Below are 25,365 nucleotides of genomic sequence, written 5' to 3' on the forward strand. Positions count from 1 at the left end.
GTTTGATGTGTGAGCATTCTCAGCTATTTTAATAGGTCATCGTTGTGGGTGGCTTTGGCGGTCGTCAATATGTCGAGTATGGCATTGGCCGCCTCGACGCAATACAGTTATACATCGCTGGGCCAACTGGAAACGGTCAACGGTCCTCGTACCGATTTGAACGATATAACCCGTTTTGCCTATGATGCTCAGGGTAATCTGGCCTCGGTGACCAATGCACTTGGGCATGTGACAAGGCTGGCCAACTATGATGTACAGGGTAACCCTCAGAAAATAACCGACCCCAATGGTGCGGTGACAACACTGTCATATACAACGAATGGTCTATTGGCGAGTACGACGCTTGGCAGCAGTACCACGCGGTTCGATTACAATGCCGTAGGCGATGTCATTAAAGTGACCGGTGGCAACGGTAATTGGGTTGAATACACTTACGATAATGCCCGGCGCTTGAAGACCATTCTTAATATTCTCGGCGAGAGTATTACTTATACACTGGATACACAGGGCAATCGTACCGCTGAAGTCATCAAGAACAGCAGTGGGGCTGTAGTTCGCCAGCAACGGCGTGCATTCGATGAGTTGGGGCGTCTGGTTCAGGTTGTGGGGGCTGCCAACCAGACTCGACGTTACAGCTATGACCTGAATGACAACCTGTCCAGTGACACCTCGGCACGAAGCCACAAGACCCAGCAATCTTTCGATGCACTGAACCGGGTCATCAAGATTGTCGATCCGCTGCAAGGCTCTACTTCATTGGCTTACAACGCCGATGACCGGGTCACTCAGGTTGTCGATCCCCGGGGCGTAAAGACCCAGTATGCCTATGACGGCCAAGGCAACCTGCTCAAGACCGTCAGCCCGGATACCGGGACCAGCACTTTTGTCTACGACGAGGCCAATAACCTGATTCGCAGCACGGATGCTCGTGGTGTCGTGACCGAGTACACCTACGATGCGCTCAATCGGCTGATCACTAAAAACTACCCGTCCACGCCTGCACTGAACATCAAGTTTCTCTACGATCAGACCACGGGCGGCAATTACGGCATCGGTCGCCGTACAGGGATCCAGGACAGCGCCGGACTGCTGAGTTACTCCTACGATGTTCAAGGCAACCTGGCCGGGCAGCAGCGTACGGTAGGTGTCAACAGCGGTACTTATAGCGAAACCCTGACTTATGGTTACGACGCCGCCGGCAACCTCATAAAGATGGGGTATCCGTCCAGTATTGGTGTGACGTACGCCCGAAATACCGCCGGGCAGGTAGCAGGTATACAACTGGCAGTGGCTGGTAAAACCGTCACCCTGGCCAGCAACATTGCCTATCAACCCTTTGGCCCTGTCAGAACCTTGACCTGGGGTAACGGCATCCTGTTGTCGAAAACCTACGATCAGGACTATCAACTGACACAGCAACACGTCGGCAACTGGCAAACGACTTATCGCTATGACGCTGACAGTAATATCAGTTCGACGACCCATAGCCTCTGGGGGGCGGTGCAGTATGAGTACGATGCCTTGGGTCGTCTGACTCAGGAGCAGAACAGTACAATCAAAAAAGCCTATACCCTCGATGCGACCGGCAACCGTACACGACGCACCACCAGTAATCTGGCCGGTAACAGCACCACTGAAACCCAGACGCTAGCCTATGCCAGCGACAGCAATCGACTGACCGGCATAAATGGCGCTACGGCACCAGTAGATGCCGCTGGCAACCACACACCGGTCAACGGATTGCGCCTTACCTATGACAGTCAAGGGCGTCTGAGTCAGGTCCATCAAGCCAGCATCTATCAGATCGCTGAATACAAATACAACGCTTTGGGGCAGCGGGTCAGCAAGCGTGTTTACGATATGGGCAGCCAGGCGCTTATCGGTACAACGACGTACCTGTATGGCCCGAACGGAAAGCTCATTGGCCAGACCTTTTACGATGCAAATGGTTTGAAAACCAGCGGCCAATACTGGTTCTGGCTGGATGACATGCCTCTTGCCCAGTTGACGGCCAATTTCTCTTCGTTGGGAGAAGTGAGCAGCAGCAAGCTGGTTTACCTGCATTCAGATCACCTGAATACTCCACGACTGGCAACTGACAGCACACAGGCTTTGCAATGGCGCTGGAGCAGTGATGCCTACGGGGTGGGTAAGCCTGATGAAGATGTTGACGGCGATGGTGCGGCGACCAGCGTAGCACTGCGCTTTCCGGGGCAGATCTACGACGCGCAGACGCAACTGAATTACAACTACTACAGGGATTACAACCCGGAAACCGGGCGGTATGTACAGAGTGATCCGATCGGGTTGGCAGGAGGGCTGAATACGTTTGGGTATGCCTATCAGAACCCGGTCAATTACTTTGACCCTGATGGGCGGTTAGTCTGGTTCTTTGGGCTTGGGGCCTTGGGAGGAACAGGAGCGGCTACCAGTGGGGCCGGCTTTTGGGGGATGGGTGCTGTATTGGGAGGCGCAGCTGCTGTAGCCACGATCCCTGGCTCAACACCTATGTACGCAAAACCCAAGCCTGGCTCAAAGCCTAAAAACTGTCCGTCAGGAACAATACCTATCGATCAAGTGCCAGGTCTGGACAAGGATGACCTCCATGGCGTCAAAGATGGTGTGGGGGCCGGACCGCGTGACTGGACTGGGGTCGCACCCAATGGAGATGTCATAACGGGCGACTCAAACGGTGAAGCGGTCAATAATGGGCCTATCAGTACCTACTTACCTTGAGGCTGTGGACATATGCATTCCTTCAAGTTTTCAGTTTCTTTGCGATTTTTTGGTCTGAACGTTGACCCGGATATCATTTGCCAGCAACTCGAGCGTTCCCCCAAGTGGAAGAATAAAATGGGTGATCCTAGAAAAGGCCCCGGCGGACAAGCGCTGGGTGGGGTGTACGACAGGCATTATTGCTCTTTCAAGTTAGCGGATAAGCAGGACGGGGAGCTGCATGAGTTTCTGGAAAAGACGCTGACGGATCTTATGAGGCACGCCTCTACTTTTGAGTTGATCAATAAGAGTGGAGACCGAGCCGAGCTTTTCATCGGGTGGTACTCGCCGGGTAATACGGGCGCCATTCTTGACAGCTCTTTGCTGAGGAAAATGGGGGAGTTGAATATTGATTTGGCACTTGATGTTTATGGCTCTTGATAATGGGTAACGTAAAGTTTTAAGGCCGTAGGGTTGCCTGAGGTGGCTATGTGTTTCTGGCCGCTTCAGGTCGACCATTCTTCCCGTCGTCAACAGTGATGCCTACGGGGTCGGTCAGCCTGATGAAGATGTTGACGGCGCTGGTGCGGCGACCAGCGCAGCCCTCCCATTCTGGGTATGTCTGAATCTTGATGTTGTGCTCCTGGCTTTTTCTGCCTGGAGCCAATTTTCAACGCCCGAAAAATAAATGACACAGACCAGGGAGAGGGGCCTTTCTTCCTCGGAATCCAGGGTTATGGTTTTTTGTAGCCTCTGCGCACTTTTTCATTCGCTGATCGTTCTCTTCTCAAGGTCACAACTCATCTACGCTTGGCGAATGATGGCAATATGCTAATCAAATCCTTGACGTTCATTTGTAACAGATGAATACTGTGCATATTCATATATATGACTGGATGAATCAGGGAATGAATAAGCTCTCAAGTGATGAACGTCTGCCGCTCTACCAACGTCTGCGTGATTGCCTGGCCGAGCAGATCGCCAATAATCGCTGGCGTCCGGGGGAGGCGATTCCTACCGAGGCGGCGCTTTCCGCCGAGTATTGCCTGTCTACCGGCACGGTGCGCAAAGCCATCGACATCCTGGTCAATGACAACATCCTCGAACGTCAGCAGGGGCGTGGCACCTTCATTCGACGTGCGCAGTTCCAGTCTTCGCTGTTCCGCTTCTTCCGTTTCCAGACCGAGTCCGGCGTCCGGCAGGTTCCGGAAAGCCGGATTCTGTCTATCGAGCCCGTTGCTGCGCCGTCGGCGGTCAGCCATGCCCTGGGGCTGCTCCCGGATGCGCCGGTGATTCGCATGATCCGCCTGAGACTGCTGGATGCCCAGCCGGTTTTGACCGAAGAGATCTGGCTGCCTCGGGTTCAGTTCCAGGCCCTGCTGGAAGTGGACCTGAACGCTCAGGGGCCTTTGCTCTATCCGATCTATGAACAGCTGTGCGGTCAGGTTGTGGCGTATGCCGAGGAAACCCTGACAGCCGAGTCCGTTACTGACGTCTATGCCCGCATGTTGCAGGTTCAGACTGGCAGCCCGGTCGTGGTGATCGAGCGGCTGGCGCGCAATTACGCCGGTGAGCCGCTGGAATGGCGTCGCTCCCGTGGTCATGCCAGTCATTTCCGTTACAGCGTAGAAATTCGCTGAGTCTTCAATTCCGTCATTCACTGCACGCTTCATAAGGATATTGCGCATGTTCAGTTGGTATCGCGAAGTCACATCACGGGAACGCAAGACGTTTTGGGCCTGCTTCGGCGGATGGTCGCTGGATGCGCTGGAAGTACAGATGTTCGGTCTGGCGATTCCGGCGCTGATCGCCGCTTTTGCCTTGAGCAAGGGCGACGCCGGCATGATCAGTGCCGTCACTCTGGTCACTTCGGCGCTGGGTGGTTGGGTGGGCGGTACATTGTCTGACCGTTATGGCCGGGTCCGCACCCTGCAATTGATGATTCTGTGGTTCTCGTTCTTCACCTTCCTGTCGGCGTTCGTGACCGGCTTCAACCAGTTGCTGATCGTCAAGGCCCTGCAAGGCTTTGGTATCGGTGGCGAGTGGGCGGCGGGCGCGGTGTTGATGGCCGAGACCATTCAGTCCAAATACCGCGGCAAGGTGATGGGCACCGTACAAAGTGCCTGGGCCGTGGGTTGGGGCATGGCGGTTCTGCTGTTTACCCTGATCTATTCGTTCGTGCCGCAGGATATTGCCTGGCGAGTAATGTTCGGCGTCGGTCTGCTGCCTGCCTTGCTGATCATCTGGGTGCGTCGCAACGTTGAAGAGCCGGACAGCTATCAGCGCATGCACAAGGAAAAGGCCTCGTCGGGCAACTTTTTCAAATCCATGGCAGGCATTTTCCGTCCTGAGCTGCTGCGCGTGACGCTGCTGGGCGGTCTGTTGGGGCTGGGTGCGCACGGTGGCTACCACGCGGTCATGACCTGGTTGCCGACCTTTCTCAAGACCGAACGCAATCTTTCGGTGCTGAGTTCCGGTGGTTATCTGGCAGTGATCATCTTCGCCTTCTGGTGTGGCTGTATCACCAGCGGCATGCTGATCGACCGCATTGGTCGTCGCAAGAACATCGTGCTGTTCGCGCTGTGCTGCATCGTTACCGTGCAGTGTTATCTGATGTTGCCGCTGAGCAACACACAGATGCTGTTCCTCGGTTTCCCGCTGGGTTTCTTCGCGGCAGGTATTCCCGCCAGTCTCGGCTCGTTCTTCAACGAGCTGTACCCGGCAGATGTGCGCGGGGCAGGGGTTGGCTTCTGCTACAACTTCGGCCGTGTGCTGTCGGCGGTGTTCCCGTTCCTGGTCGGACACATGAGCGAATCCATGTCGTTGGGTACGGCGATCGGTATCGATGCCGGGATCGCCTACGGCGTGGCAATGGTTGCTGCGCTCTGCTTGCCTGAAACCCGAGGACGCACTCTGCAAGGCGCGCCTGACAACGCGGATGCCACCGAAAAGGGCACACCACAGCAGGCCTGATCGGCCCCCTCTCTGCGCGGTGTCACGGCACCGCGCTCATTTAGTAGATGAGTTCCATGACTGACCCCTGTAGTTCGCCGATTCTCGGTATCGATGCTCATGCCCATGTCTTCGGTAATGGTGTGAGCCTGATTCCAGGTCTACGTTATACCCCTGATTACGAAGCCACTTTGCAGTCCTATCTGGCGAATTTGCGCGAGCATGGCCTGAGCCATGGTGTGCTGGTGCAGCCCAGTTTTCTGGGCACGGACAATCAATACCTGCTCGATGCCCTGGCTCACGCGCCTGGCCAACTGCGCGGTGTAGCGGTGGTGGATAACACCATCAGCCGTTCGGCGTTGCAGCGCCTGGCCGATCAGGGTGTTGTCGGCATCAGGTTGAATCTGATGGGCAGGCCTTTGCCGGATTTCAGCGAGCCGGGCTGGCGGGACCTGTTCAAGAATGTCTGGGCGTTGGGCTGGCACATTGAGTTGCATCGCCATGTGGCTGATCTCCCGGGGCTGATTCGCGACCTGCTGCCGTTTGGCTGCAAGATCGTGGTCGATCATTTTGGTCGGCCCGACGCGAGCGTCGGCGTCGACGATCCGGCTTTTCAGGCCTTGCTGGAGCTGGGCCTGAGCGGGCAGATCTGGATGAAGGTTTCTGCCATCTACCGCCTGGGCGGCAGCGATGAGCAGAACATGGCTTTCGCCAATGCTGCACTGCCTTTGCTGGTCCAGGCTTTCGGCGCGCGTCGCATGGTCTGGGGCAGTGACTGGCCGCATACCCAGCATGAGCATCACGTCAGCTACGCCACGGTAGTCGAGCAGTTTCGCAACCTCGATTGCCCGGCCCCGATCAAGCAGAGCATGCTGATCGAGGCGGCGCAGTCGTTGTTCGATTTTTCTGTTGTCGAGCTCTGATCCAGCGATCAGCCTTTGGGTGCCTGGATCCGGTAACAGACCAGGTACAAGGCGGGCAGGAAGAACAGCGTCAACACGGTGGCTATCGCAATACCACCGATCATGGCGTAGGCCATGGGTCCCCAGAAAACTTCACGGGCAATGGGGATCATCCCCAGGCTGGCGGCCGCTGCCGTCAACAGAATCGGCCTGCAGCGGTGCTCGGTGGCCTTGACCACCGCCGTCCAGGCATCTTCGCCTGCCGCCATGAACTCATCGATCTGTGTCACCAGAATCACCGAGTTGCGGATGATGATGCCGATCAGCGCCAGTACGCCAAGAATCGCCACAAAGCCCAGCGGATAACCTGTCAGCAGCAGGGCGGCGACTACGCCAATCAGGCCCAGCGGCACGACACTGACCACCAGCAGCAGCTTTTTCACGCTGTGCAACTGGATCATCAGGAAGCTCGCCACCAACAGCAGCATCAAGGGCACCACTTTCAGGATCGGCCCCTGTGAGCGGGCGCTGGCTTCTACCGCGCCGCCTGTGGCCACCGAGTAGCGCACCGGCAATTGATCGGTGAAAGCCTTGACCTGCGGTTGCAACTGTTTGACCAGTGCTGCCGGTTGCAGGTGACCGATCACGTTGGCCTTCAGCGTGATAGTCGGCAGGCGATCACGACGCCAGACCAGTGGCTGCTCCTGTTCGTAGCTCAGGGTGGCGAATGCCATCAGCGGTACTGTGGCGCCGTTGGGTGTCGGGATCTGCAGGCTGCTCAGGGTTTGCAGGGAACTGCGCTCCTGATCTTCGGCACGGCCTATCAAGTCGATCAGGTAAGTGTCATCGCGCACCTGAGTGATGCTGGTGCCGGTGACCAGGCTGTTGAGGATCTGCGCGACGTCTTCGGACGACAAGCCGAACTGGCGCACCTTGTCCTGAGCGATATGAATCTTGAGCACCTTGCCCGGCTCGTTCCAGTCATAAATGACCTGACCGATATTGGGGTTGGCATCCAGGATGGCGGCTAGGGCCATGGCATTGCTGCGAACCTGTTCGATGTCCGGGCCGCTGACCCGATACTGCACCGGCCAGCCCACGGGCGGCCCCATGTTCAGGAGTTGCACGTAGCCGCCCACACCGACAAAGTCATCGCGAAAGCGTTGGCGCAGACGTTCGATCAGGCGGTCACGGCCTTCGCCACCCCGGCTGACAATCACCAGTTGCCCATAGAACGGGTTGTTCAACTGTTGGTCCAGCGGCAGATAGAAACGCACGGCGCCTTTGCCCACATAGGAACTCCAGCGAAGAATGTCCGGATCGTCCTTGAGCGTGGCCTCGAAGCGGTCCATGGTCTGGCGGGTGCCTTCGATCGAGCCGTTCTGCGGCATGTAGATATCCACCAGGATTTCCGGGCGATCGGAGTCGGGGAAGAACTGGTTTTGCAGCAGCTTGCCGGCAAACAGCGAGCCGACAAAGACCAGGGCCGTGACGCCGATCACCCACCAGCGATGCTTGAGAGCCTGCAACAGCACGCGCTGGAAGGCGCGCATCCAGGCGCTGTTGTGTGCCTGATGGCCCTCGGGTTTTTTCAGGATATAGATGCCGATCAGTGGCGCGAACAGCACTGCCACCAGCCAGGACAGCAGCAGGGCGACGGCAATGACCGCAAACATGGTGAACACGTATTCACCCGCCGAACTGGAGTTCAGGCCAATGGGCACGAAACCGGCGACGGTCACCAGCGTGCCGGTGAGCATTGGAAAGGCGGTCGAGGTGTAGGCAAACGTCGCGGCCTGTTGCAGGGAGTCTCCGCCTTCAAGCCGGGTGACCATCATCTCCACGGTGATCATCGCGTCATCCACCAGCAGCCCCAGGGCAATGATCAGGGCCCCGAGTGAAATGCGCTGCATGGTGATGCCGCTGTATTCCATGAAGACAAACACCAGCGCCAGTACCAGCGGAATCGAGCAGGCCACCACCAGACCTGCGCGGATACCCAGGCTGATGAAGCTCACCACCAGCACGATCAGGATCGCCTCGAACAGGGCGCGGGTGAAACCACCGATGGCCTTGTCGACCACATCGGCCTGGCTGGACACCAGATGCACATCGATGCCCAGCGGCAGTTCGCCGGTGAGTTCATCGATACGCTGTTGCAGACGGTTGCCGAACTCCTGAATATTGCCGCCTTGCTTCATCGCCACTGCCAGGCCAATGGCGGGCTGACCGTTGAAGCGAAACAGCGAGGAGGGTGGGTCTGCATAGCGACGTTCGACCGTTGCCAGATCGCTCAGGCGAAAGAAGCGGTCGCCAAAGCGCAGGTTCACTGCCAGCAGGTCCTGTTCGTTGGTGAACTGGCCGCTGGTACGCACGGCAATACGTTCCGGTCCGGCTTCCATGACTCCGGCCGGTGTGACCGAGTTCTGTGCCTGAAGACTTTGCAGCACCTGGCGCTGATCGATGCCCAGCGCCGCCAGTTTGCGGATGGAGAAGTTCAGGTAGATGACTTCGCGCTGGGCGCCCAGCAGTTCGATCTTGCCCAGGTTCGGTACGCTGCGGATATCCGCCCGGACCTGTTCGACATAATCGCGCAACTGGCGGAATGACAGGCCGTCGGCGGTGAAGGCGTAGATGCTGCCGAACACATCGCCGAATTCGTCGTTGAAGGCTGGGCCCTGAATGCCGCTGGGCAATTCGCCGCGAACGTCCATGATCTTCTTGCGCACCTGATACCAGGCGGCGGGAATATCGGCGCTGCGGGTTTCACTCTTGAGGAACACGAAGATCGTCGATTCGCCTGCCAGCGTGTAGCTCTTCACGTAATCCAGCGCGTCGATTTCTTCGAGCTTCTTTTCCAGGCGGTCGGTTACCTGCTGCAAGGTGTCGGGCAATGTCGCGCCCGGCCAGCGTGCCTGGATGACCATGGTCTTGATGGCGAAAGACGGGTCTTCTTCACGGCCCAGATTGAGGAACGACCAGCTTCCCATCAGCAGTGAAACGAACATCATGTACCAGACCAGCGTGCGGTGTTTGAGGCCCCAGGCAGACAGATTGAAGCGCTCTCTCACAAACTGACCTCGCGTTCGACACGGATTTTCTGGCCGGGTCGCAGGCTGTTCACGCCAGCGATCACGACCTTGTCGCCATCATTCAATTCACCGCTGACCCGCACCGCCGAACCATGGCGCGTCAGCACCTGCACCGTGCGCGGGTTCAGGGTGGCGGTCTGCGGGTCGATGACCCAGACCTGCGCCAGGCCGTCGCGCTCCTGCAGGGCGGTGTCGGGCAGTTCGCGGAAGGTGGGCACGTTGCTGCTGATTTCGACACTGACGGTCGAGCCCAGGCGGAAGCTGTCCGGAATCTGCTGCAGGGTCAGGCGCACTCGCTGGGTGCGGGTCGCGGCATCGATCTGCGGTGACAACTGGCGAACCTGAGCGCTGACGAACACTTGCTCGTTCAACTGGGAAACCACTTTGATCTGCATGCCTTTATCCAGATTCGTAGCCAACTCCACCGGCAGGTCCACCACGGCTTCGCGGCTTTCTGGACGTGCCAGGCTGACCACCGAATGACCGGTGACCATCACCTGGCCGACCTCGGCATGCCAGCCGGTGACCACACCGTCGAACTCGGCCTGCAGGCGCGTGTAGGAGAGATGGTCGCTGGCCTGTTCAGCGGCAATTTTCGCCTGATGCAGAGCGGCTTCCTGACTGCGCAGGTCGCTGCTCAACCGGTCAAGACGTGCCTGCGAGCCCACGCCCCGTTCGAACAATTGCTGGTAGCGCAACTGTTCATCCCGGGTCTGTTGCCACGACGCCTGAGCCTTGCTCAGTTCTGCCTGTTGAGCCCGCAACCGGTTCTGCTGGTCGCTGGGTTCAAGAGTGGCCAGCAAGTCACCTTTGCGCACCAGTTGGCCCGTCTCGGCATGCCGGGTGGCGATGCGCCCGGCGACCCGAAACCCCAGGGCCACTTCGTATTGCGGCTGGATGCTGCCTGCGAAACGCCCGTGCAGGTCATTGCGCTGGTCGACGATCTCGGTGAACAGCACCGGCCGCTCGATGAACTCGCGAACCGGTTTGTCACGACAACCCGAGAGAAACATGAGCACCACGCAAAACAGCCACAGTTGTATGCAGGTCTTTACGGTCAGACTCATAGCGTGTTTTCCGATGACACGGCGGAGGTTGAGGCGCTGCTGGTTGTGTGTTCAGCGACATCGACTTTTTGCCCGGGATAGAGGAACTGAGCGCCTTTGGAAACCACCTTGTCGCCATCCGACAAACCGGAGGCAATGACAACCTGTCCCTGTTCGTAACGCATCACCTGCACCTTGGCCAGCCTGACCTGGGACTTGTCGTCCAGCAGCCAGACGGCAGGCTGCCCGTGGGTACGGCTCAAGGCCGACCAGGGGAGGGTGAATGCCCGTTGCGAACGGGTCAGAAGTTGTGCACTGACGACGGTTCCCAGCGCCAGTGTTGCAGAGGTGTCCGGCAGTGAAACCCGTACCCGCAACGTGCCGCTGGACGCGGACACGATGGGCGTGATTTCACGGATTTTGCCGGGCACTTCGATATCGGGCAGGCCCAGGGTTCTGATCAGTACGGCACCGCCGGGCTGATCTGAACTCAGTAAAGACTCATAAGCGGCGAATACGGCTTCACGTTCGCCATCATGAGCAAGGCTGAAAATCGGTGTAGCGGCCTGTACCACCTGGCCTTCTTCGGCGTGGCGAGCGGTGATGACCCCATCGGCCACCGCAACCAGTTCGGTATAACCGACCTGATCACGGGCATTGGCCTGACGTGCCTTCAACGAGGCCAGGTCCCCGCGGGCACTTTCCAGAGTGGAGAGTGCCTGCTGGTATTCACTGAGATTGGTATAGCCTTTGGGCAGTAATGTCTGCTGACGCTTATAGTTGTTTTGTGCAAGGCGCAACCGTGATTCCCGGGCTGCCAGTTCGGCATTTGCCGACTCTAGGTCGGTCTTTTGTTCACGGGGGTCCAGCCTGGCTAATACCTGATTGGCCCGCACCCGATCTCCTACATCCACGAACCGCTGCACCAGCTTGCCTGACACGCGAAAGGCCTGATCGGTCACTTTGCGCGCCTGGATGTCGCCTGTGAGTACGACACTGGTCGTGACATCGCTGGATGTCACTTGCTGGACCGCTACGCGAACCGGTGCTTTTTCCGCAGGTTTCCCGGCAGAACAAGCGCTGATCGAGAGCGCCAGAACGCAGTGAAGTCCCAGGGCCAGCAAGGGCCGGCCCGAGGACGGTATAGGGTGCGAAGGTCGGATTTTTCCGGTAACACGGCAAAACGAACGTAAAAGAGTTTCAGGGTTAATAGTCATCAACAACACAGCCACTGCCTTGTGGAATAAGCCAACACCGGTGAATCACCGTCTCACGGGTGCTGTCAGGCAATCGCGGTTGCGTCAGGCCATACTTGCTCGCTGCTGACTTCTTCGGTGCCAAAGAACTCCAGCACGTTCTTCTGCGACGCCAGCCAGGCTGCCTTGCTTTCCAGGTCCAGGAAATGCCCGGTATCGGGGACTGCCTTGAAGCTGCTATGGGCAATGTAGTCGGCGAAACTGCGGGCATCTTCGACCGTGGTGTATTCGTCTTTTTCGCCATTGATGAACAGCACCGGAATCTTGATCGAAGAAAAACGCTCGACATAGTTGCTGGCGCTCAGCTTGCGGATCTGGCTGATGTGGAAGTCGATCTGCTTGTATTCATGCTCGGCAAGACTGATCAGGTGCTTGTAGTTGTAAAGCTTGAACAGGCGCGGCAGGTACTTGCCAACGGTGTCGTTGAGCAGGGAGCCGATTTTGCGTTTTTCCCGGGCTGCCAGGTAGATCTGCGCCTTGTCGATGTAGTCGAGCATTGGCTCGTTCAGCACCGGAGAGAAGGAGGAAATGAGCGCCTTTTCTACCGTTGGTGGCGATTCGGCCAGTGCCAGCAGCGCTGATACGCCGCCCCAGGAAACCGAAAGCAGGTAGTTGACCTGGAAGCGTTCGATGATTTGCAGAAGGATCTTGACCTCATCTTCCTTGGTCACGATCAGATCGTCGCGATTGTGGGCGCGGGACTGTCCTGCAAACGGCAGGTCGAACAACACGAGGTTGTAGTGGGGTTGTAAATACTTGACCGTCTGGCCAAAGGAACCAGTAGTGGAAAGTGCTCCGTTAATCAACAAAACGGTCTTTGCAGTACTGCTTTTCCAATAGGTTTCGGTGTAGAGCTTGAACTCTCCAACGCTTATGATCTTTGATTGCGCGCCCATAAATAGAAGCCTCCCAGGCTAAGTCGATCCTACTGATTAATACGGTTTTCTCTGCTCTAGCGGCCATGCCAAAGCCTCGCCTGGTTAGTGGCGAAATCCATTGAGTCTTTATTGTTATGGTTGGGGTGTTGCGGGAAGAACGTGAATCACGGTGGCTATTGATAACGCAGCGGCATCGGACCGACAAGTAGCTGGCGTCATAAAAATGCCGACGAATGGTGTCCCGTCTTTCCGGGGGGAAACCGAAGAGGTGATATCAAAGAGATATTATTCGGTGAAAAGCAGCGTATCGAGCGTGAAAAACTCGTCAAAGGAGCGGAACTTGTGTTTGCTGAATCGGTCCAACAAAGTCACTTTTTGAAATTATTTGTTACAAATAACCGCTTGCCAGCCTGCGCCAGTTTTATAGCGAAGTGTCGTTTGCCGCAGGCTAGAGCCTTTATCTTCGTCAAAATGCAGGCACGGCATGTTTTTTCAAGCAGGAAGGCCCTGCTTTATATCAGGGTATTAGCTTTTTGGCACTCCATTATGATGCTGGCTCCTCCGTACTGGCTGGTACCGATCTGCACACTGAAGCCATGCAGGTTAACGATGGCTGCAACCACCGACAGGCCAAGGCCGAAGCCACTTTGCTGGTTCCCGTCTTCACAACGATAGAAGCGCTGGAAGACTGCCTCGCGTTCAGAGGGCGGGATGCCGGTGCCGGAGTCCTGAACCTCGATACAAGGGCTGCTGCCATCGCCTTTGCTGTAGGCACTGATCAGGACTGTGCCACCGGCAGGTGTAAATTTGATTGCATTGCTCAGCAAGTTGGCCAGAGCTTCAAACAGCAAGGCGCGATCACCAACCAGCGTCGGTAACGGCTCATTGAGTTGCAGTATCAGCAGCACTTCGTCTTCTTCGGCAAGTGGCAGGTAAAAGTCGTGAAGTTCCTGCAAGAGCGGACGCAGATCCAGCTCCACGAATGCCGAGCGCCTCTGGTGGTCCTCGATTTCCGAAATACGCAAAAGTCCCCGAAAACGGGCCATCAACGTGTCGGCTTCGGCGATCACCTGCGCCATCTGTGTTGCCTGGGGTGAATCGTCCGCCGATTGCTGCTGGATGCGGTAGAGCTGAGCGCGCAGGCGGGTCAGCGGGGTGCGTAAATCATGGGCGATGTTGTCGCAGACACCCTTGACCTCGTTCATCAGTTTTTCGATGCGATCAAGCATGACGTTGACGATCACCGCCAGCATGTCCAGCTCGTCGCGTTTGTTGGACACCGGGAGGCGCCCCGACATGTCGCCGGCAATGATCGATTCCGCGCTGGCCTGTATGGCGCGAATGCGGCGCAAGGGGCGACGGCGCAACAGATGCCAGCCAGCTACGCCGGGAATGATGGTCAGGGAAATGCCCCACAGCAAGGCCTTGAGGATCAGGGTCGAGACGGCGAACAGCGAGCCGTTGTCGCGTACCAGCACCAGCCAGCGGCCATCGGGGGTTTCTGTGGCAATCGCATCGCAACTGTCGCTCGGCAGTTCCGGGTCGCTGGACTCGATGCAGTTTTTCAGTTGATGGATGCTGCCATCGAGCGGCAGGCTTGGTGGGATCTGGCGGATCGGCCCGGCCAGGGGTTGCAGATTGGCATCGAACAGGCCGTAGGCATCCACGGAGCGCATATCGAACGTCATGCTGGTGGCCAGCGCATCGACCAGTTCGTGGCCTTCAAAGCGGGAAAACAGTTGCTGGCGCTGCATCAGCGAATGGCGGGCGAGGTTGCCCAGGTAAGAGGTGACTTCCCAATACAGCACGCCCAGCAGAATGCCGCTCCAGGCCACGAACAGAAAACTGTACAGCGCCAGAAGGCGGCTGCTTGAAGAGCGCCAGCCTTTAGACGGGTTCGGCAATAACATAGCCGGAGCCCCGAACAGTCTGGATCAGCGGCGGGGTGCCTGGCGGGTCGATCTTTTTGCGCAGACGGCCAATATGTACATCGATCAGGTTGGTGCCCGGATCGAAGTGATAACCCCAGACTTCCTGGAAAATCATCATCCGGGTAATGATCTGCCCGCTGTTGCGCATGAGAAATTCCAGCAGCTTGTATTCGGTAGGCAGCAGAGTGAGTGGCTTGCCGCCCCGACAGGCTTCACGGCTGATCAGGTCCAACTCCAGGTCAGCGACTTGCAGGACGGTCTTGGCAGCCGTCACGGGATTGCTGCGGCGCAGCAGCACTTCGACTCGCGCTGCCATTTCATCGGAGGCAAAAGGCTTTGGCAGGTAATCATCGCCCCCGGCACGCAGGCCACGCACACGCTCGTCCACATCCGACAGTGCGCTGATCATCAGGATCGGGGTGGCAATCCCCTGGGCGCGCAGGTTGGTCACGATACTCAATCCGTCCATTTCCGGCAGCATTCGATCCAGTGTGATGAGGTCATACTCACCGCTTGATGCCCGGGCGAAACCATCACGACCGTTATCCACCCAGTCCACTTCAAGGCCATGGCTGCTGAGCTCCGCAACGATTTCCCTTGCGGTGACAGCATCGTCTTCGATTGCCAGGATTCTGGTCATGATCTTTGCCTGAATAAATACGGGAAAACCGTAGTTTGCCTTTTAATGCCCGGGTGTTTGCTTAATAAAAGTTTAAGAAACTTTGATTGTCGTGGTCTGGGGCTGCCGGGTTATGCACTTTCAGTACGCTTTTGTTCTTTTCGGGCCAGGGCTTCGGCCTGGCGTTTCTTGCGATCACGTTCCCATTTGGCAGTCATGTCCTTTTCGCTGCGGATCTGCGCATGGCTGAGCAGCCCGAAAATGAAACTGCCGCCGATGATATTGCCGGCCAGGGTCGGGCCTGCGAAGACCAGCCAGAAATCTTTCCAGGCAATTTCGCCTGCAAATACCAGATAGGAGACTTCTGCGGAGCCGACGACGATATGGGTGAAATCACCCAGGGCCATCAGGTAAGTGATCATCACAATAATGGCTATCTTAGCGTTCTCCATGGAGGCGATCATCCAGACCATGGTCGCAATCATCCAGCCGGAGACGATGCCTTTGGAAAACATGTGGTTGACGTCGTTTTCCATGACCTTGCGGCCGATCTCCAGAAACGCCTGGTCGGTCTTGCTATCGAAAATAGGCAGGTTCAGCATCACGTAGGCCACCAGCAGGGTACCCGCCAGATTGCCTGCCAGGACGATAGTCCATAACCGCAGCAGTCTGGCGACGTTACCCAGGGTCAATTTACTCATGACCGGCAATACGGCGGTGAGGGTGTTTTCCGTGAAGAGCTGCTGGCGAGCGAGGATCACGGCCAGAAAACCTGCCGAATAACCGAGGCTGGCGATGACATGACTGGCTTCTACATCCGCCAGTCGCGACTTGAAAAGCCCCATGGCCATCAGCGAAAGTCCCATGGTCAGGCCTGCGGCCAGCGCCGACCACCACAGGGCCGCAGCACTGCGCTCCAGTTCATGGTCGCCCTGGATACGAATGGTTTCATGCAGAACAGCCGCACGGGGCGGCTGGTTTTCATCGATTTCGCGTTGTTCTTCGGCTGACAAGCCTGGGGTCTTGCCGTCTGGGGACTGGTCCATGGAACTCAACTTCCTGCGCATGAGGGGCTGTTGGTTCAGACACGGACCGACTGTCGTTCGTTCGCCTGTTTCCGAGTAGGAGCGAATTCATTCGCGAAGGCCGCTTGCGCGCTCCAAGAACACATGGCTCTGCACCCGCTTTACGCCACTCGCCAGCATCGCCTGCCAGGCATTTTCCAGCGACCCGTTCATATCGATGGCGCGGCAGGCGTCCTCGATCACATAGGTGGTGAAGCCTGTCTTGCGGGCGTCCTGGGCTGACCACGAAACGCAGAAATCCAGCGCCAGGCCGACCACGAACAGCGTGTCGATACCGCGTTCCTTCAGGTAACCGGCCAGTCCGGTCGTGGTCGTGCGATCCGCTTCCATGAATGCGGAGTAACTGTCGATGTGCGCATTGAAGCCCTTGCGCACGATCAACTGCGCATGCGGCAGGTTCAGGTCGGCATGCAGTTGCGCGCCATGGCTGCCTTGCACGCAATGATCCGGCCATAACGTTTGAGGGCCGTAGGGCAGGGTGATGCTCTCGAAGGGCGTGCAGCCCGGATGGCTGGAAGCAAAGGAAATATGACCTGCCGGGTGCCAGTCCTGAGTGAGGATCACCCGTGTGAAGCGTTCGCCCAGGCGGTTGATCAAGGGCAGGACTGCATTTCCATCGGGTACTGCCAGTCGGCCACCGGGCATGAAGTCATATTGCATGTCGATGACCAGCAGGGCGCAGTTGGGAGCAGTGGGCAGGTGGGAGAGTGGCATTTGGGGTGGCTCCTGATCGGGCGTGTGCAGGCCGCCAGTTTGCCTCTTTCTCGATGCCTTTGCGAAAGGGGCGCGGCTGTCCATTTTTATTTATTAGCAATTTGTATCAAGTACTAATGAGAATCTGTACTATTCGCGCAAAAAAAACCTGCCGGGTCCTATGACGGCCTGGTTTTCATCGGGGATATACACGTTGATGCGTCGTACTTTAGTTTCTCTCTGCGTTATTCAAGCCATCAGCCAGGCTGCCTGGGCTGATCCGGTTACTGCCGATAAAGCGTCGATAGAGTTGCAGAATATCGACATTCAGGGCGCTGCCGACACCGAGCAAGCGACAGGCCCGGTCCAGGGCTATCGTGCGACCCGTTCCGCCAGTGCCACTCGCACTGACACCTCTTTGCACGAAACCCCGCAGTCGGTCAGCGTTGTCACCCGCGAAGCGGTGGAAGACATCGGCGCGATACGCCTGCAGGATGCGCTCGACTACGCCGGTGGCGTGGGCCGTGCCAACAACTTCGGCGCGCAGGGACTGACGACCTTCACCGTGCGTGGTTTTACCACCGGCGAGTTCTACCGCAATGGCTTCCCGATCAACCGCGGCTATCCGAGCATGCCCGATGCCAACACCATCGAGCGTCTTGAAGTTCTGCGCGGTCCGGCGACCACACTGTATGGCCGTGGCGATCCCGGCGGTACTTTCAACGTGGTGTCCAAGCAGCCGCTGGCGCAAAGAGCCGTTACCCTGGGCACCCAGATCAACGATCAGGGCATGAAGCGCGGCACTCTCGATGCTACCGGCCCGCTGGATGACGAAGGTCGTTTTGCCTATCGTCTGAACGTGGTGGGCGAGGGTGGCGATACCTTTCGCGATCACGTTGAAACCGAGCGTTACGGTATTGCGCCGGTCTTGAGCTGGCAGGTCAACGATGCGACCCGCATCATCTTCGAGGGTGATTTCATGCGCAACAATGCGCCCCTCGACCGTGGCCTGACACGCTATACCAACCAGACGCGCACGGCTTCGCGTGACTCGTTCTTCGGCGAAAAGGACGCGGGCAAGCTGCACACCGACACCAGCATGGCGCAGGTGCGTTTCGAGCATGACCTCAACGACAACTGGAAGCTGGGCGGTGGTTTCCAGCTGCTTGATGGCACCATGCAGGGCGATGCAGTCGAGGCCAATGGCATGGGGGCCGATGGTCGTACCCTGGGGCGTAACTACAACTATCGCAAGCTGGAGTGGACCGACCGCGACGTGCAGTTCAACGTGACGGGCAACTTCACTGCCGGTGGCTTCGACCACACACTGTTGGCTGGCGTGGAATATGAGGATTACGACTACAAGTCGATCATCCAGCGCTCCGCGGCAGGTTTGAGCGTCTACACCATCGATATCTACGATCCGGTCTACGGCCAGGCGCGTCCGGCGCTGACCCGCACCACGACCCACGATAAAGAAAACCTCAAGACCTACGCCGCGTTCCTGCAGGATCAGGTGGCGCTGACCGAGCGCTTGAAGTTGCTGGCCGGTGCCCGTTTCGAGCGTTTCGAGCACGACTATGACTCTTATGTCTCCGATGCCGAAGACTTCACCAAGGCTGACAACGCGGTCACTCCGCGCCTGGGTCTGGTCTACGACCTGACCGACACGGTCGCGGTCTATGCCAACACGGCGCGCTCCTTCAAGCCAAACACCGGCGCGAGTCGCCAGGGCGGTGGTTTCAAGGCCGAAGAGGGCAAGTCCTATGAAGTCGGTGTGAAGTGGCAGGCGCTTGATCGTCAGTTGAACGTTGATGCCGCTGTCTATCAGATCGACAAGAAAAACGTCCTGACCAGCGATCCGGTCGACCCTGAATTCAGTGTGGCGGCAGGTGAGGTGCGTAGCCGCGGCTTCGACCTGAACGTGGTCGGCAACCTGACTCCCGAGTGGCGCCTGATGGGTAACTACGCCTATGTGGATGCCGAAGTCACCAAGGACAACTCGCTCAGAAAAGGCACTCGCCTGGCGAATATTCCGGAGCAGAGCTTCAGCCTGTTGAACGTCTATGAGTTCCAGGACGGCGCCTTCAGAGGCCTGGGCGTCGGCGCGGGTGGCCGTTATGTGGCGCAGCGTGAGGGGCGGACGGTCAACGAGTCGTTTGATATGGACAGCTACACGGTTTTCGATCTGCTCACCTACTACAAGGTCAACGATCGCGTGAAGCTCAATCTTGATGTGAAAAACCTCTTCAACAAAGAGTTTGAAGAAGGGGCGTGGGGCAATGCCTTCGCTTACCCAGGCGCGCCGCGCACTGTGCAGGCCGGTATTTCCTACAGCTTGTAAGGCATGAAGTCTTCGCGGGCTGTCTCGCGAAGACTTCCCTTTACATCAGGCAAACACTCGAATTGGCGCACCCGCATGCCAGGCCTGGATATCTTCAATCATCTGGCTGAAGAAGGTCCGGTAGTTGTTTTCGGTGACATAACCGATATGCGGGGTCGCCAATACGTTGTCCAGCGTGCGGAACGGATGTTCGGCCGGCAATGGCTCGATATCGAAGACATCCAGCGCCGCACCGGCAATCCTGCGTTGTTGCAGAGTGGTAATCAGCGCCGCTTCATCGATGATGGGGCCACGCGACGAGTTGACGATATAGGCACTCGGCTTCATCCAGGCCAAGGCTTCAGCATCCACCAGACCACGACTGCGGTCGCTGAGCACCAGATGCACCGACAGTACGTCGGCCTGCTCGAACAATTCCTGCTTGCTCACATAAGTGACACCCGACTCGGCGGCTGCCTCGGCTGTCAGGTTCTGGCTCCAGGCGATGACGTTCATGCCGAACGCCTGCCCGTAACGAGCAATCCATTTACCGATGCTGCCCAGCCCCAGAATGCCCAATGTCTTGCCATGCAGATCGCTGCCCAGGCCGACTTGCCATTTGCCGTCGCGCAATGAATTGGCTTCCGCGACCAGATTGCGGGTGATGCCCATGATCAGCGCCCAGGTCAGCTCCGGTGCGGCATGCTTGTAGCTTTCGGTACCACAGACTTCGATTCCCAGCCGTTTCGCAGCCTTGATATCAATGGCTGCGTTGCGCATGCCGCCGGTCACCAGCAGTTTGAGGCGTGGCAACTGGCTGAGCAGGGCTTCATCAAACAAGGTGCGTTCGCGCATCATGCAAATGATCTCGAAACCTTGCAGGCGCTGCACCATGGTTGCAGTGTCGGCCGGGAAGTCATGAAGAAAACTGACTTCGCCGATGGGCGACAGCACGGACCAGTCCACTACATCGCTGGCAATGTCTTGCCAGTCATCGATCACTGCAATGCTTGTTTTTGTCATTCGAGGGCTCCAGAGGCCTGGTTTCGGTCTGTCAGCCAAACAGGCTGGCAGCGATGTTGATGGAAAACCCCAGGATCGCGGTATTGAACACAAAGCCGATCAGGCTCTGGGCCAGGACGATCCGGCGCATGTTCCGGCTGGCTACGCCTACATCCGAGGTTTGCACGGCGACGCTCAGGGTGAAGGAGAAATACAGGAAGTCCCAGTAATCGGGCCGGGTTTCGCCATCGGCAAAACGCAAGGCCGGCTCTTTGCCTTTCCATGTGTAGAACAGGCGGGCGTAATGCAGGCTGAAGACCACTCCGATCATCAGCCAGGAACCCACGATGGTCATGCCGGTAAAGGCGTAATGCAACAGGCGCTGGTTGCTGGTCATGTCCTTGCTGCCTGCCAGTTCGAGGAAAATGGCCGCCAGGCTGGCCAGGGCCGCAATGCTCACGGTCATCAGGATCACGCCGGCATTTTCATCCTCGATCATGGCGATTCTTTTGACGTCTTCGGCGTTGCTGCGCAGGGTGTGAGTGAGGATCAGGATCAGGTAAAGCCACACGCCAATGTTCCAGCCGGTCAGACAATTGCTGGTGAACGAGGCGTCTTTATAAAAGAAGGCGGAAGCGATACCGCCCGCCAGGCCCAGTAACGTGGCCAGACTCAGGCGTGGGTGAGTGCGAGCGATATGCAGCATGACGGGCAGTCGCGACAAAATGTTGCACACACCATAGCACGTCATGATCGGAGCAAAAAAAACGGCGCGTAAGGGGGTTACGCGCCGGTTGCCAGGGGAGAGCAAGTTATTGAAAAGCGGGTGGAGTCAACGCACCAGACAAGGCTGCTTGTTGTTGAACTCCCAGTTCGGAATCAGGAACTGCATGGCGACCGCATCGTTGCGGGCGCCCAGGCCCATGCCTTTGTACAGTTCATGGGCCTTGTTGAGCTGGTCCACATCCAGTTCGATACCCAGCCCCGGTTTTTTCGGGACCTGCACATGACCACCGATGATCCGCAGAGGCTCTTTGGTCAGGCGCTGGCCGTCCTGCCAGATCCAGTGGGTGTCGATGGCGGTGATATCCCCCGGTGCAGCGGCGGCCACATGGGTGAACATCGCCAGGGAAATATCGAAATGGTTATTGGAATGCGAACCCCAGGTCAGGCCCCACTCGTTGCACATCTGGGCCACGCGCACCGAACCCTGCATGGTCCAGAAGTGCGGGTCGGCCAGCGGAATGTCGACGGACTGCAACTGAATCGCATGGCCCATTTCACGCCAGTCAGTGGCAATCATGTTGGTGGCGGTCTTCAGGCCCGTGGCGCGGCGGAACTCGGCCATGACTTCGCGACCGGAGAAACCGTTTTCAGCACCGCATGGGTCTTCGGCATAGGCCAGCACATGATGCTGGTCGCGGCACAGACGAATCGCTTCTTTCAATGACCAGGCCCCGTTCGGGTCCAGGGTGATGCGGGCATCGGGGAAGCGCTCGGCCAGCGCGGTCACGGCTTCGATTTCCTCATCGCCACGCAATACGCCGCCCTTGAGCTTGAAGTCCTGGAAGCCATAACGGCTGTGAGCGGCTTCTGCCAGGCGAACCACGGCTTCGGGCGTCAGTGCCTTTTCATGGCGGACCCGGAACCAGTCGTTGTCGGCATCCGCTTCGCTGCGGTAGGGCAGGTTGGTCTGGTGCTGGTCGCCGACATAAAACAGATAGCCGAGCATTTCCACCGAATCGCGTTGCTGGCCTTCGCCCAGCAGGGCGGCCACCGGTACTTCCAGATGCTGGCCGAGCAGGTCCAGCAAGGCAGCTTCCAGTGCGGTGACCGCGTGAATGGTGATGCGCAGATCGAACGTCTGCTGGCCACGGCCTCCTGCGTCGCGTTCGGCGAATGCCTGGCGCACGTCATTGAGGATCTTCTGATACGTGCCGATGCTGCTGCCGACGACCAGTGAGCGGGCATCTTCCAGCGTCTGGCGAATGCGCTCGCCGCCAGGGACTTCACCCACGCCGGTATTACCGGCGTTGTCCTTGAGAATCACGATATTGCGGGTGAAGTAAGGGCCATGCGCGCCGCTGAGGTTGAGCAGCATGTCATCGTGGCCCGCCACCGGCACGACCTGCAGACTGGTGATGACAGGGGTCTTGTTTGGAGTGTTCATGGTCTGATCCTTTTAAAGGCGAGTCCGTGAGTGATCAATGACTGGCCGATGTCTGTACGGCGGCAACCGGTGTGGCGCCAGGCTTTGGCTTGTTGCGGGCGGCAAAGACGATGACTGCGGCAATCAGCGACGTTGCGGTCAGGCCATAGAGCCCGCCCTGAATCGAGCCGGTGTTCTGTTCGAGAAGGCCGAAGGTGGTAGGGGCCACGAAACCGCCCAGGTTGCCTACCGAGTTGATCAGGGCGATGACTGCCGCAGCGATCCGCGCATCCAGATAGGCTTGCGGGATGGGCCAGAACAGTGACGATGCCGATTTGAAACCAAGGGCCGCGAAGCAGATGGCGACAAAGGCAAAGACCGGGCTGCCAGTGGTGGACAGGAACATCCCGGCGGCTGCGATCAGCAGGGCAGTGGCGACCCAGGCCTGCTGGTGTTTCCATTTGGCCGACAGCGAAGCGAAGGCGTACATGCCGATGATCGACAGTAACCAGGGGATCGAGTTGAAGAAGCCCACCTGAATGTCGCTCAGGTCACCCATTTTCTTGATGATGCTGGGCAGCCAGAAGGTCGCTGCATAAATGGTCAACTGGATGAAGAAGTAGATCAGGCAGAACAGAATGATCTGACTGTCCTTGAGCAGCTTGCCCAGTGACGGCTTGATGGGGGTTGCGGCTTCACGGGCCAGTTGCTCGTCGTCGATGGCTTTGACGAGAGCGTCCTGTTCTTCGCGGCTCAGCCACTTGGCATCGTGAGGTTTGGAGTCCAGCCAGAACCAGACAAAGAAGCACAGACCCACCGAGAACATGCCCTCGATGAAGTACATCCACTGCCAGCCTTTCATGCCCAGGCCATTGATCTGCAACAGCAGGCCTGACAACGGGCCGGCAATCAGCGAAGCAATGGCCGAGCCGCTGAGGAAGATGGCAATAGCCTTGCCGCGTTCGGCGCCAGGCAACCAGCGGGTGAAGTAGTAAATCACGCCCGGGAAGAAACCGGCTTCGGCCACGCCCAGCAGGAAACGCAGGATATAGAAGTGGGTTTCGTTCTGGATGAAGGCCATGCAGGAGGCAACGATGCCCCAGGTGAACATGATGCGTGTCAGCCAGATTCGGGCGCCGACTTTTTGCAGCAGCAGGTTGGAAGGAACTTCAAACAGCGCGTAACCGATGAAGAACAGGCCGGCACCCAGGCCATAGGCCGCAGCACCGATGCCCAGATCATGCTCCATGTGCGAACGCACAAAGCCGATGTTCACCCGGTCGATGTAGTTCACGATGAACATGATGACGAAAAGCGGCAGAACGTGGCGTTTTACTTTGGATATGGCCGAACTCAGGACCGGGTCCTTGTGGTCAGCTATCCCGGGATTGGACGTGCTCAAGGTTGAATCTCCCACTCGTTGTTTTTATGCGGGTATGTGCAAGATGTGTCCCTTGCATTGTCGGTCATCATACAAGTAAAAGTTTGCCGCGCAAGTCCCCCCAGGCGTTTGGTATCAGGCATTTTTTGTATTTATTGAAAATGAACAGGCTTGGAGTGGGTGTGGTTTTTTCAGGATTTTTATTGTTTTAATCCCATTATTCATTGGGTTTTAAGGTTTTTTAAGGATTTATGAAGCTTGGAGCTGAGGGCGTTTTCGAGAAAGGGAGAGCAGAAGATTCTTGAAAAGACAGCCGGTGCTGAAAAAGCTGTTGTTTTGATTTTATGATCGCTTGTCTGACAAGTTAGACAAGTACAGAGCCCTTGGCGAATGGGCATCCCGCAGGCTATCCGGTGTTATGATCCAGCCCATCGTCGACCTTGCACTCGTTGTTTCAGACAAGTGAGAGGCTTAGAAACCGGTGTTTCAGGACATGATCGCCATGCAAGAACCCAGCATCGCTTCCTCAAAGCGTCGTCAACACAGCCTGGCCACCGATCTGGTCACCGAACTCAGCCAGCGGATACTGCTGGGCAAGATCGCTCCCGGTCAGAAGCTGCCGTCCGAAAACGAGATCGTTCGTGAGCACGGCGTCAGCCGCACCGTGGTGCGCGAAGCGATTTCCAAATTGCAGGCATCGGGGCTGGTCGTGACCCACCATGGCGTTGGCACCTTCGTGCTGGAGCGCAGCGACCAGACCGGGTTGCGTCTCAAGGTTGAAACGGTTTCCCGGGTGCGGGACATCATCGAGCTGCGCATCGGCCTGGAAACCCAGGCCGTGGCCCTGGCCGCATTGCGTCGTACCGATGAACAACTGGCGGCGATGCGTCAGGCGCTGGATGACTATCAGGATCTGTTGGCCAACGAAGACAGTTGTGTGGAAGCCGACAAGCGCTTTCACATGCTGATCGCCGAAGCGACAGGCAACCCGTACTTCATTGAAATCATGCAGCACCTGGGCAGCGCGATCATTCCCCGCACGCGCATCGCATCGAGCGAGCGCGCCGGTGCCAGCATGGCTCCCCACGGCTATCTGGCCAACCTCGAACATGAGGCACTGCTCAGTGCCATCCGTCGCAAAGACCCCGATGCTGCGAGGGCTGCAATGTGGACCCACCTGAGCAACAGCCGCGAACGGTTGGTGCCGCTGTAGGAGCAATCGGGCGGCGCTCCGCTCATTCGCGAAGACGGGGCATTTCGCGAATGAATTCACTCCTGCGCCGTCTGCCTCGGGCTACAGACAAGCACCAAACTTGCAGGCACACTCCAGACCTCAATAAA

The 25,365-nt window shown here is 57.7% G+C and carries 19 protein-coding genes; 7 read left to right on the plus strand and 12 right to left on the minus strand.

Features of this window, described 5'->3' with window-relative positions; translation table 11 throughout:
- The first annotated feature begins 69 nt into the window (after positions 1-69).
- The 5 genes from KGD89_RS09770 to KGD89_RS09790 all read left to right on the plus strand — a co-directional run bounded on the left by KGD89_RS09770 (position 70) and on the right by KGD89_RS09790 (position 6,590).
- A complete protein-coding gene (locus tag KGD89_RS09770) occupies positions 70-2,736 on the plus strand; it encodes an RHS repeat-associated core domain-containing protein (protein WP_081741925.1) in 2,667 nt (888 codons plus the stop codon).
- A gap of 12 nt (positions 2,737-2,748) precedes the next feature.
- Complete coding sequence (locus KGD89_RS09775) at positions 2,749-3,156, plus strand: hypothetical protein (RefSeq protein ID WP_025259600.1); 408 nt, start codon at positions 2,749-2,751, stop codon at positions 3,154-3,156.
- A 467-nt stretch (positions 3,157-3,623) separates the two neighbouring features.
- A complete protein-coding gene (locus KGD89_RS09780) occupies positions 3,624-4,355 on the plus strand; it encodes a GntR family transcriptional regulator (protein WP_025259601.1) in 732 nt (243 codons plus the stop codon).
- 46 nt (positions 4,356-4,401) lie between these two features.
- On the plus strand, positions 4,402-5,688 hold the full coding sequence (locus tag KGD89_RS09785; protein ID WP_025259602.1) for an MFS transporter: 1,287 nt from the start codon (positions 4,402-4,404) through the stop codon (positions 5,686-5,688).
- Positions 5,689-5,744: 56 nt separating this feature from the next.
- Positions 5,745-6,590, plus strand: coding sequence for an amidohydrolase family protein (locus KGD89_RS09790; protein ID WP_025259603.1), 846 nt, complete (start codon positions 5,745-5,747; stop codon positions 6,588-6,590).
- Positions 6,591-6,598: 8 nt separating this feature from the next.
- On the opposite strand, the gene KGD89_RS09795 is transcribed toward KGD89_RS09790, so the two are convergent.
- The 8 genes from KGD89_RS09795 to pncA all read right to left on the minus strand — a co-directional run bounded on the left by KGD89_RS09795 (position 6,599) and on the right by pncA (position 17,190).
- Positions 6,599-9,640 carry an efflux RND transporter permease subunit gene (locus KGD89_RS09795; protein WP_025259604.1) on the minus strand — a complete coding sequence of 1,014 codons (3,042 nt, stop codon included), beginning with the start codon at positions 9,638-9,640 and terminating at the stop codon, positions 6,599-6,601.
- Positions 9,637-10,728 (minus strand): efflux RND transporter periplasmic adaptor subunit, encoded by a 1,092-nt coding sequence (locus KGD89_RS09800; protein WP_025259605.1) that lies wholly within the window; start codon positions 10,726-10,728, stop codon positions 9,637-9,639. Before KGD89_RS09800 ends, KGD89_RS09795 begins: the two co-directional genes overlap by 4 nt.
- Positions 10,725-11,924 carry an efflux RND transporter periplasmic adaptor subunit gene (locus KGD89_RS09805; protein ID WP_025259606.1) on the minus strand — a complete coding sequence of 400 codons (1,200 nt, stop codon included), beginning with the start codon at positions 11,922-11,924 and terminating at the stop codon, positions 10,725-10,727. The genes KGD89_RS09800 and KGD89_RS09805 overlap by 4 nt, the downstream gene beginning before the upstream one ends.
- A 65-nt stretch (positions 11,925-11,989) precedes the next feature.
- Complete coding sequence (locus KGD89_RS09810; RefSeq protein ID WP_038399794.1) at positions 11,990-12,859, minus strand: alpha/beta fold hydrolase; 870 nt, start codon at positions 12,857-12,859, stop codon at positions 11,990-11,992.
- Positions 12,860-13,353: 494 nt separating this feature from the next.
- A complete protein-coding gene (locus KGD89_RS09815; protein WP_025259607.1) occupies positions 13,354-14,751 on the minus strand; it encodes a sensor histidine kinase in 1,398 nt (465 codons plus the stop codon).
- Positions 14,729-15,412 carry a response regulator transcription factor gene (locus tag KGD89_RS09820; protein WP_025259608.1) on the minus strand — a complete coding sequence of 228 codons (684 nt, stop codon included), beginning with the start codon at positions 15,410-15,412 and terminating at the stop codon, positions 14,729-14,731. The genes KGD89_RS09815 and KGD89_RS09820 overlap by 23 nt, the downstream gene beginning before the upstream one ends.
- A gap of 110 nt (positions 15,413-15,522) precedes the next feature.
- A complete protein-coding gene (locus KGD89_RS09825) occupies positions 15,523-16,437 on the minus strand; it encodes a formate/nitrite transporter family protein (protein ID WP_025259609.1) in 915 nt (304 codons plus the stop codon).
- 87 nt (positions 16,438-16,524) lie between these two features.
- Positions 16,525-17,190 (minus strand): bifunctional nicotinamidase/pyrazinamidase, encoded by a 666-nt coding sequence (gene pncA, locus KGD89_RS09830; RefSeq protein WP_025259610.1) that lies wholly within the window; start codon positions 17,188-17,190, stop codon positions 16,525-16,527.
- 196 nt (positions 17,191-17,386) lie between these two features.
- Here pncA and KGD89_RS09835 point away from each other — a divergent pair, with 196 nt between their 5' ends.
- On the plus strand, positions 17,387-19,513 hold the full coding sequence (locus tag KGD89_RS09835; RefSeq protein ID WP_025259611.1) for a TonB-dependent siderophore receptor: 2,127 nt from the start codon (positions 17,387-17,389) through the stop codon (positions 19,511-19,513).
- Positions 19,514-19,558: 45 nt separating this feature from the next.
- Here the strand turns inward: KGD89_RS09835 and KGD89_RS09840 are convergent, their stop codons facing one another.
- The 4 genes from KGD89_RS09840 to KGD89_RS09855 all read right to left on the minus strand — a co-directional run bounded on the left by KGD89_RS09840 (position 19,559) and on the right by KGD89_RS09855 (position 24,024).
- The gene (locus KGD89_RS09840) at positions 19,559-20,515 is read right to left on the minus strand and encodes a D-2-hydroxyacid dehydrogenase family protein (protein ID WP_025259612.1); all 957 of its coding nucleotides are present in this window, start codon (positions 20,513-20,515) and stop codon (positions 19,559-19,561) included.
- A 31-nt stretch (positions 20,516-20,546) separates the two neighbouring features.
- On the minus strand, positions 20,547-21,200 hold the full coding sequence (locus tag KGD89_RS09845; protein WP_025259613.1) for a DUF1345 domain-containing protein: 654 nt from the start codon (positions 21,198-21,200) through the stop codon (positions 20,547-20,549).
- 126 nt (positions 21,201-21,326) lie between these two features.
- Complete coding sequence (gene gudD, locus KGD89_RS09850; protein WP_025259614.1) at positions 21,327-22,664, minus strand: glucarate dehydratase; 1,338 nt, start codon at positions 22,662-22,664, stop codon at positions 21,327-21,329.
- Positions 22,665-22,698: 34 nt separating this feature from the next.
- Positions 22,699-24,024, minus strand: coding sequence for an MFS transporter (locus tag KGD89_RS09855; protein ID WP_025259615.1), 1,326 nt, complete (start codon positions 24,022-24,024; stop codon positions 22,699-22,701).
- Positions 24,025-24,526: 502 nt separating this feature from the next.
- Between KGD89_RS09855 and KGD89_RS09860 the strand changes: the two genes are divergently transcribed.
- The gene (locus KGD89_RS09860; RefSeq protein ID WP_025259616.1) at positions 24,527-25,237 is read left to right on the plus strand and encodes a FadR/GntR family transcriptional regulator; all 711 of its coding nucleotides are present in this window, start codon (positions 24,527-24,529) and stop codon (positions 25,235-25,237) included.
- Positions 25,238-25,365: the final 128 nt, after the last annotated feature.

Source organism: Pseudomonas cichorii (assembly GCF_018343775.1).
Classification (GTDB): Bacteria; Pseudomonadota; Gammaproteobacteria; order Pseudomonadales; family Pseudomonadaceae; genus Aquipseudomonas; species Aquipseudomonas cichorii.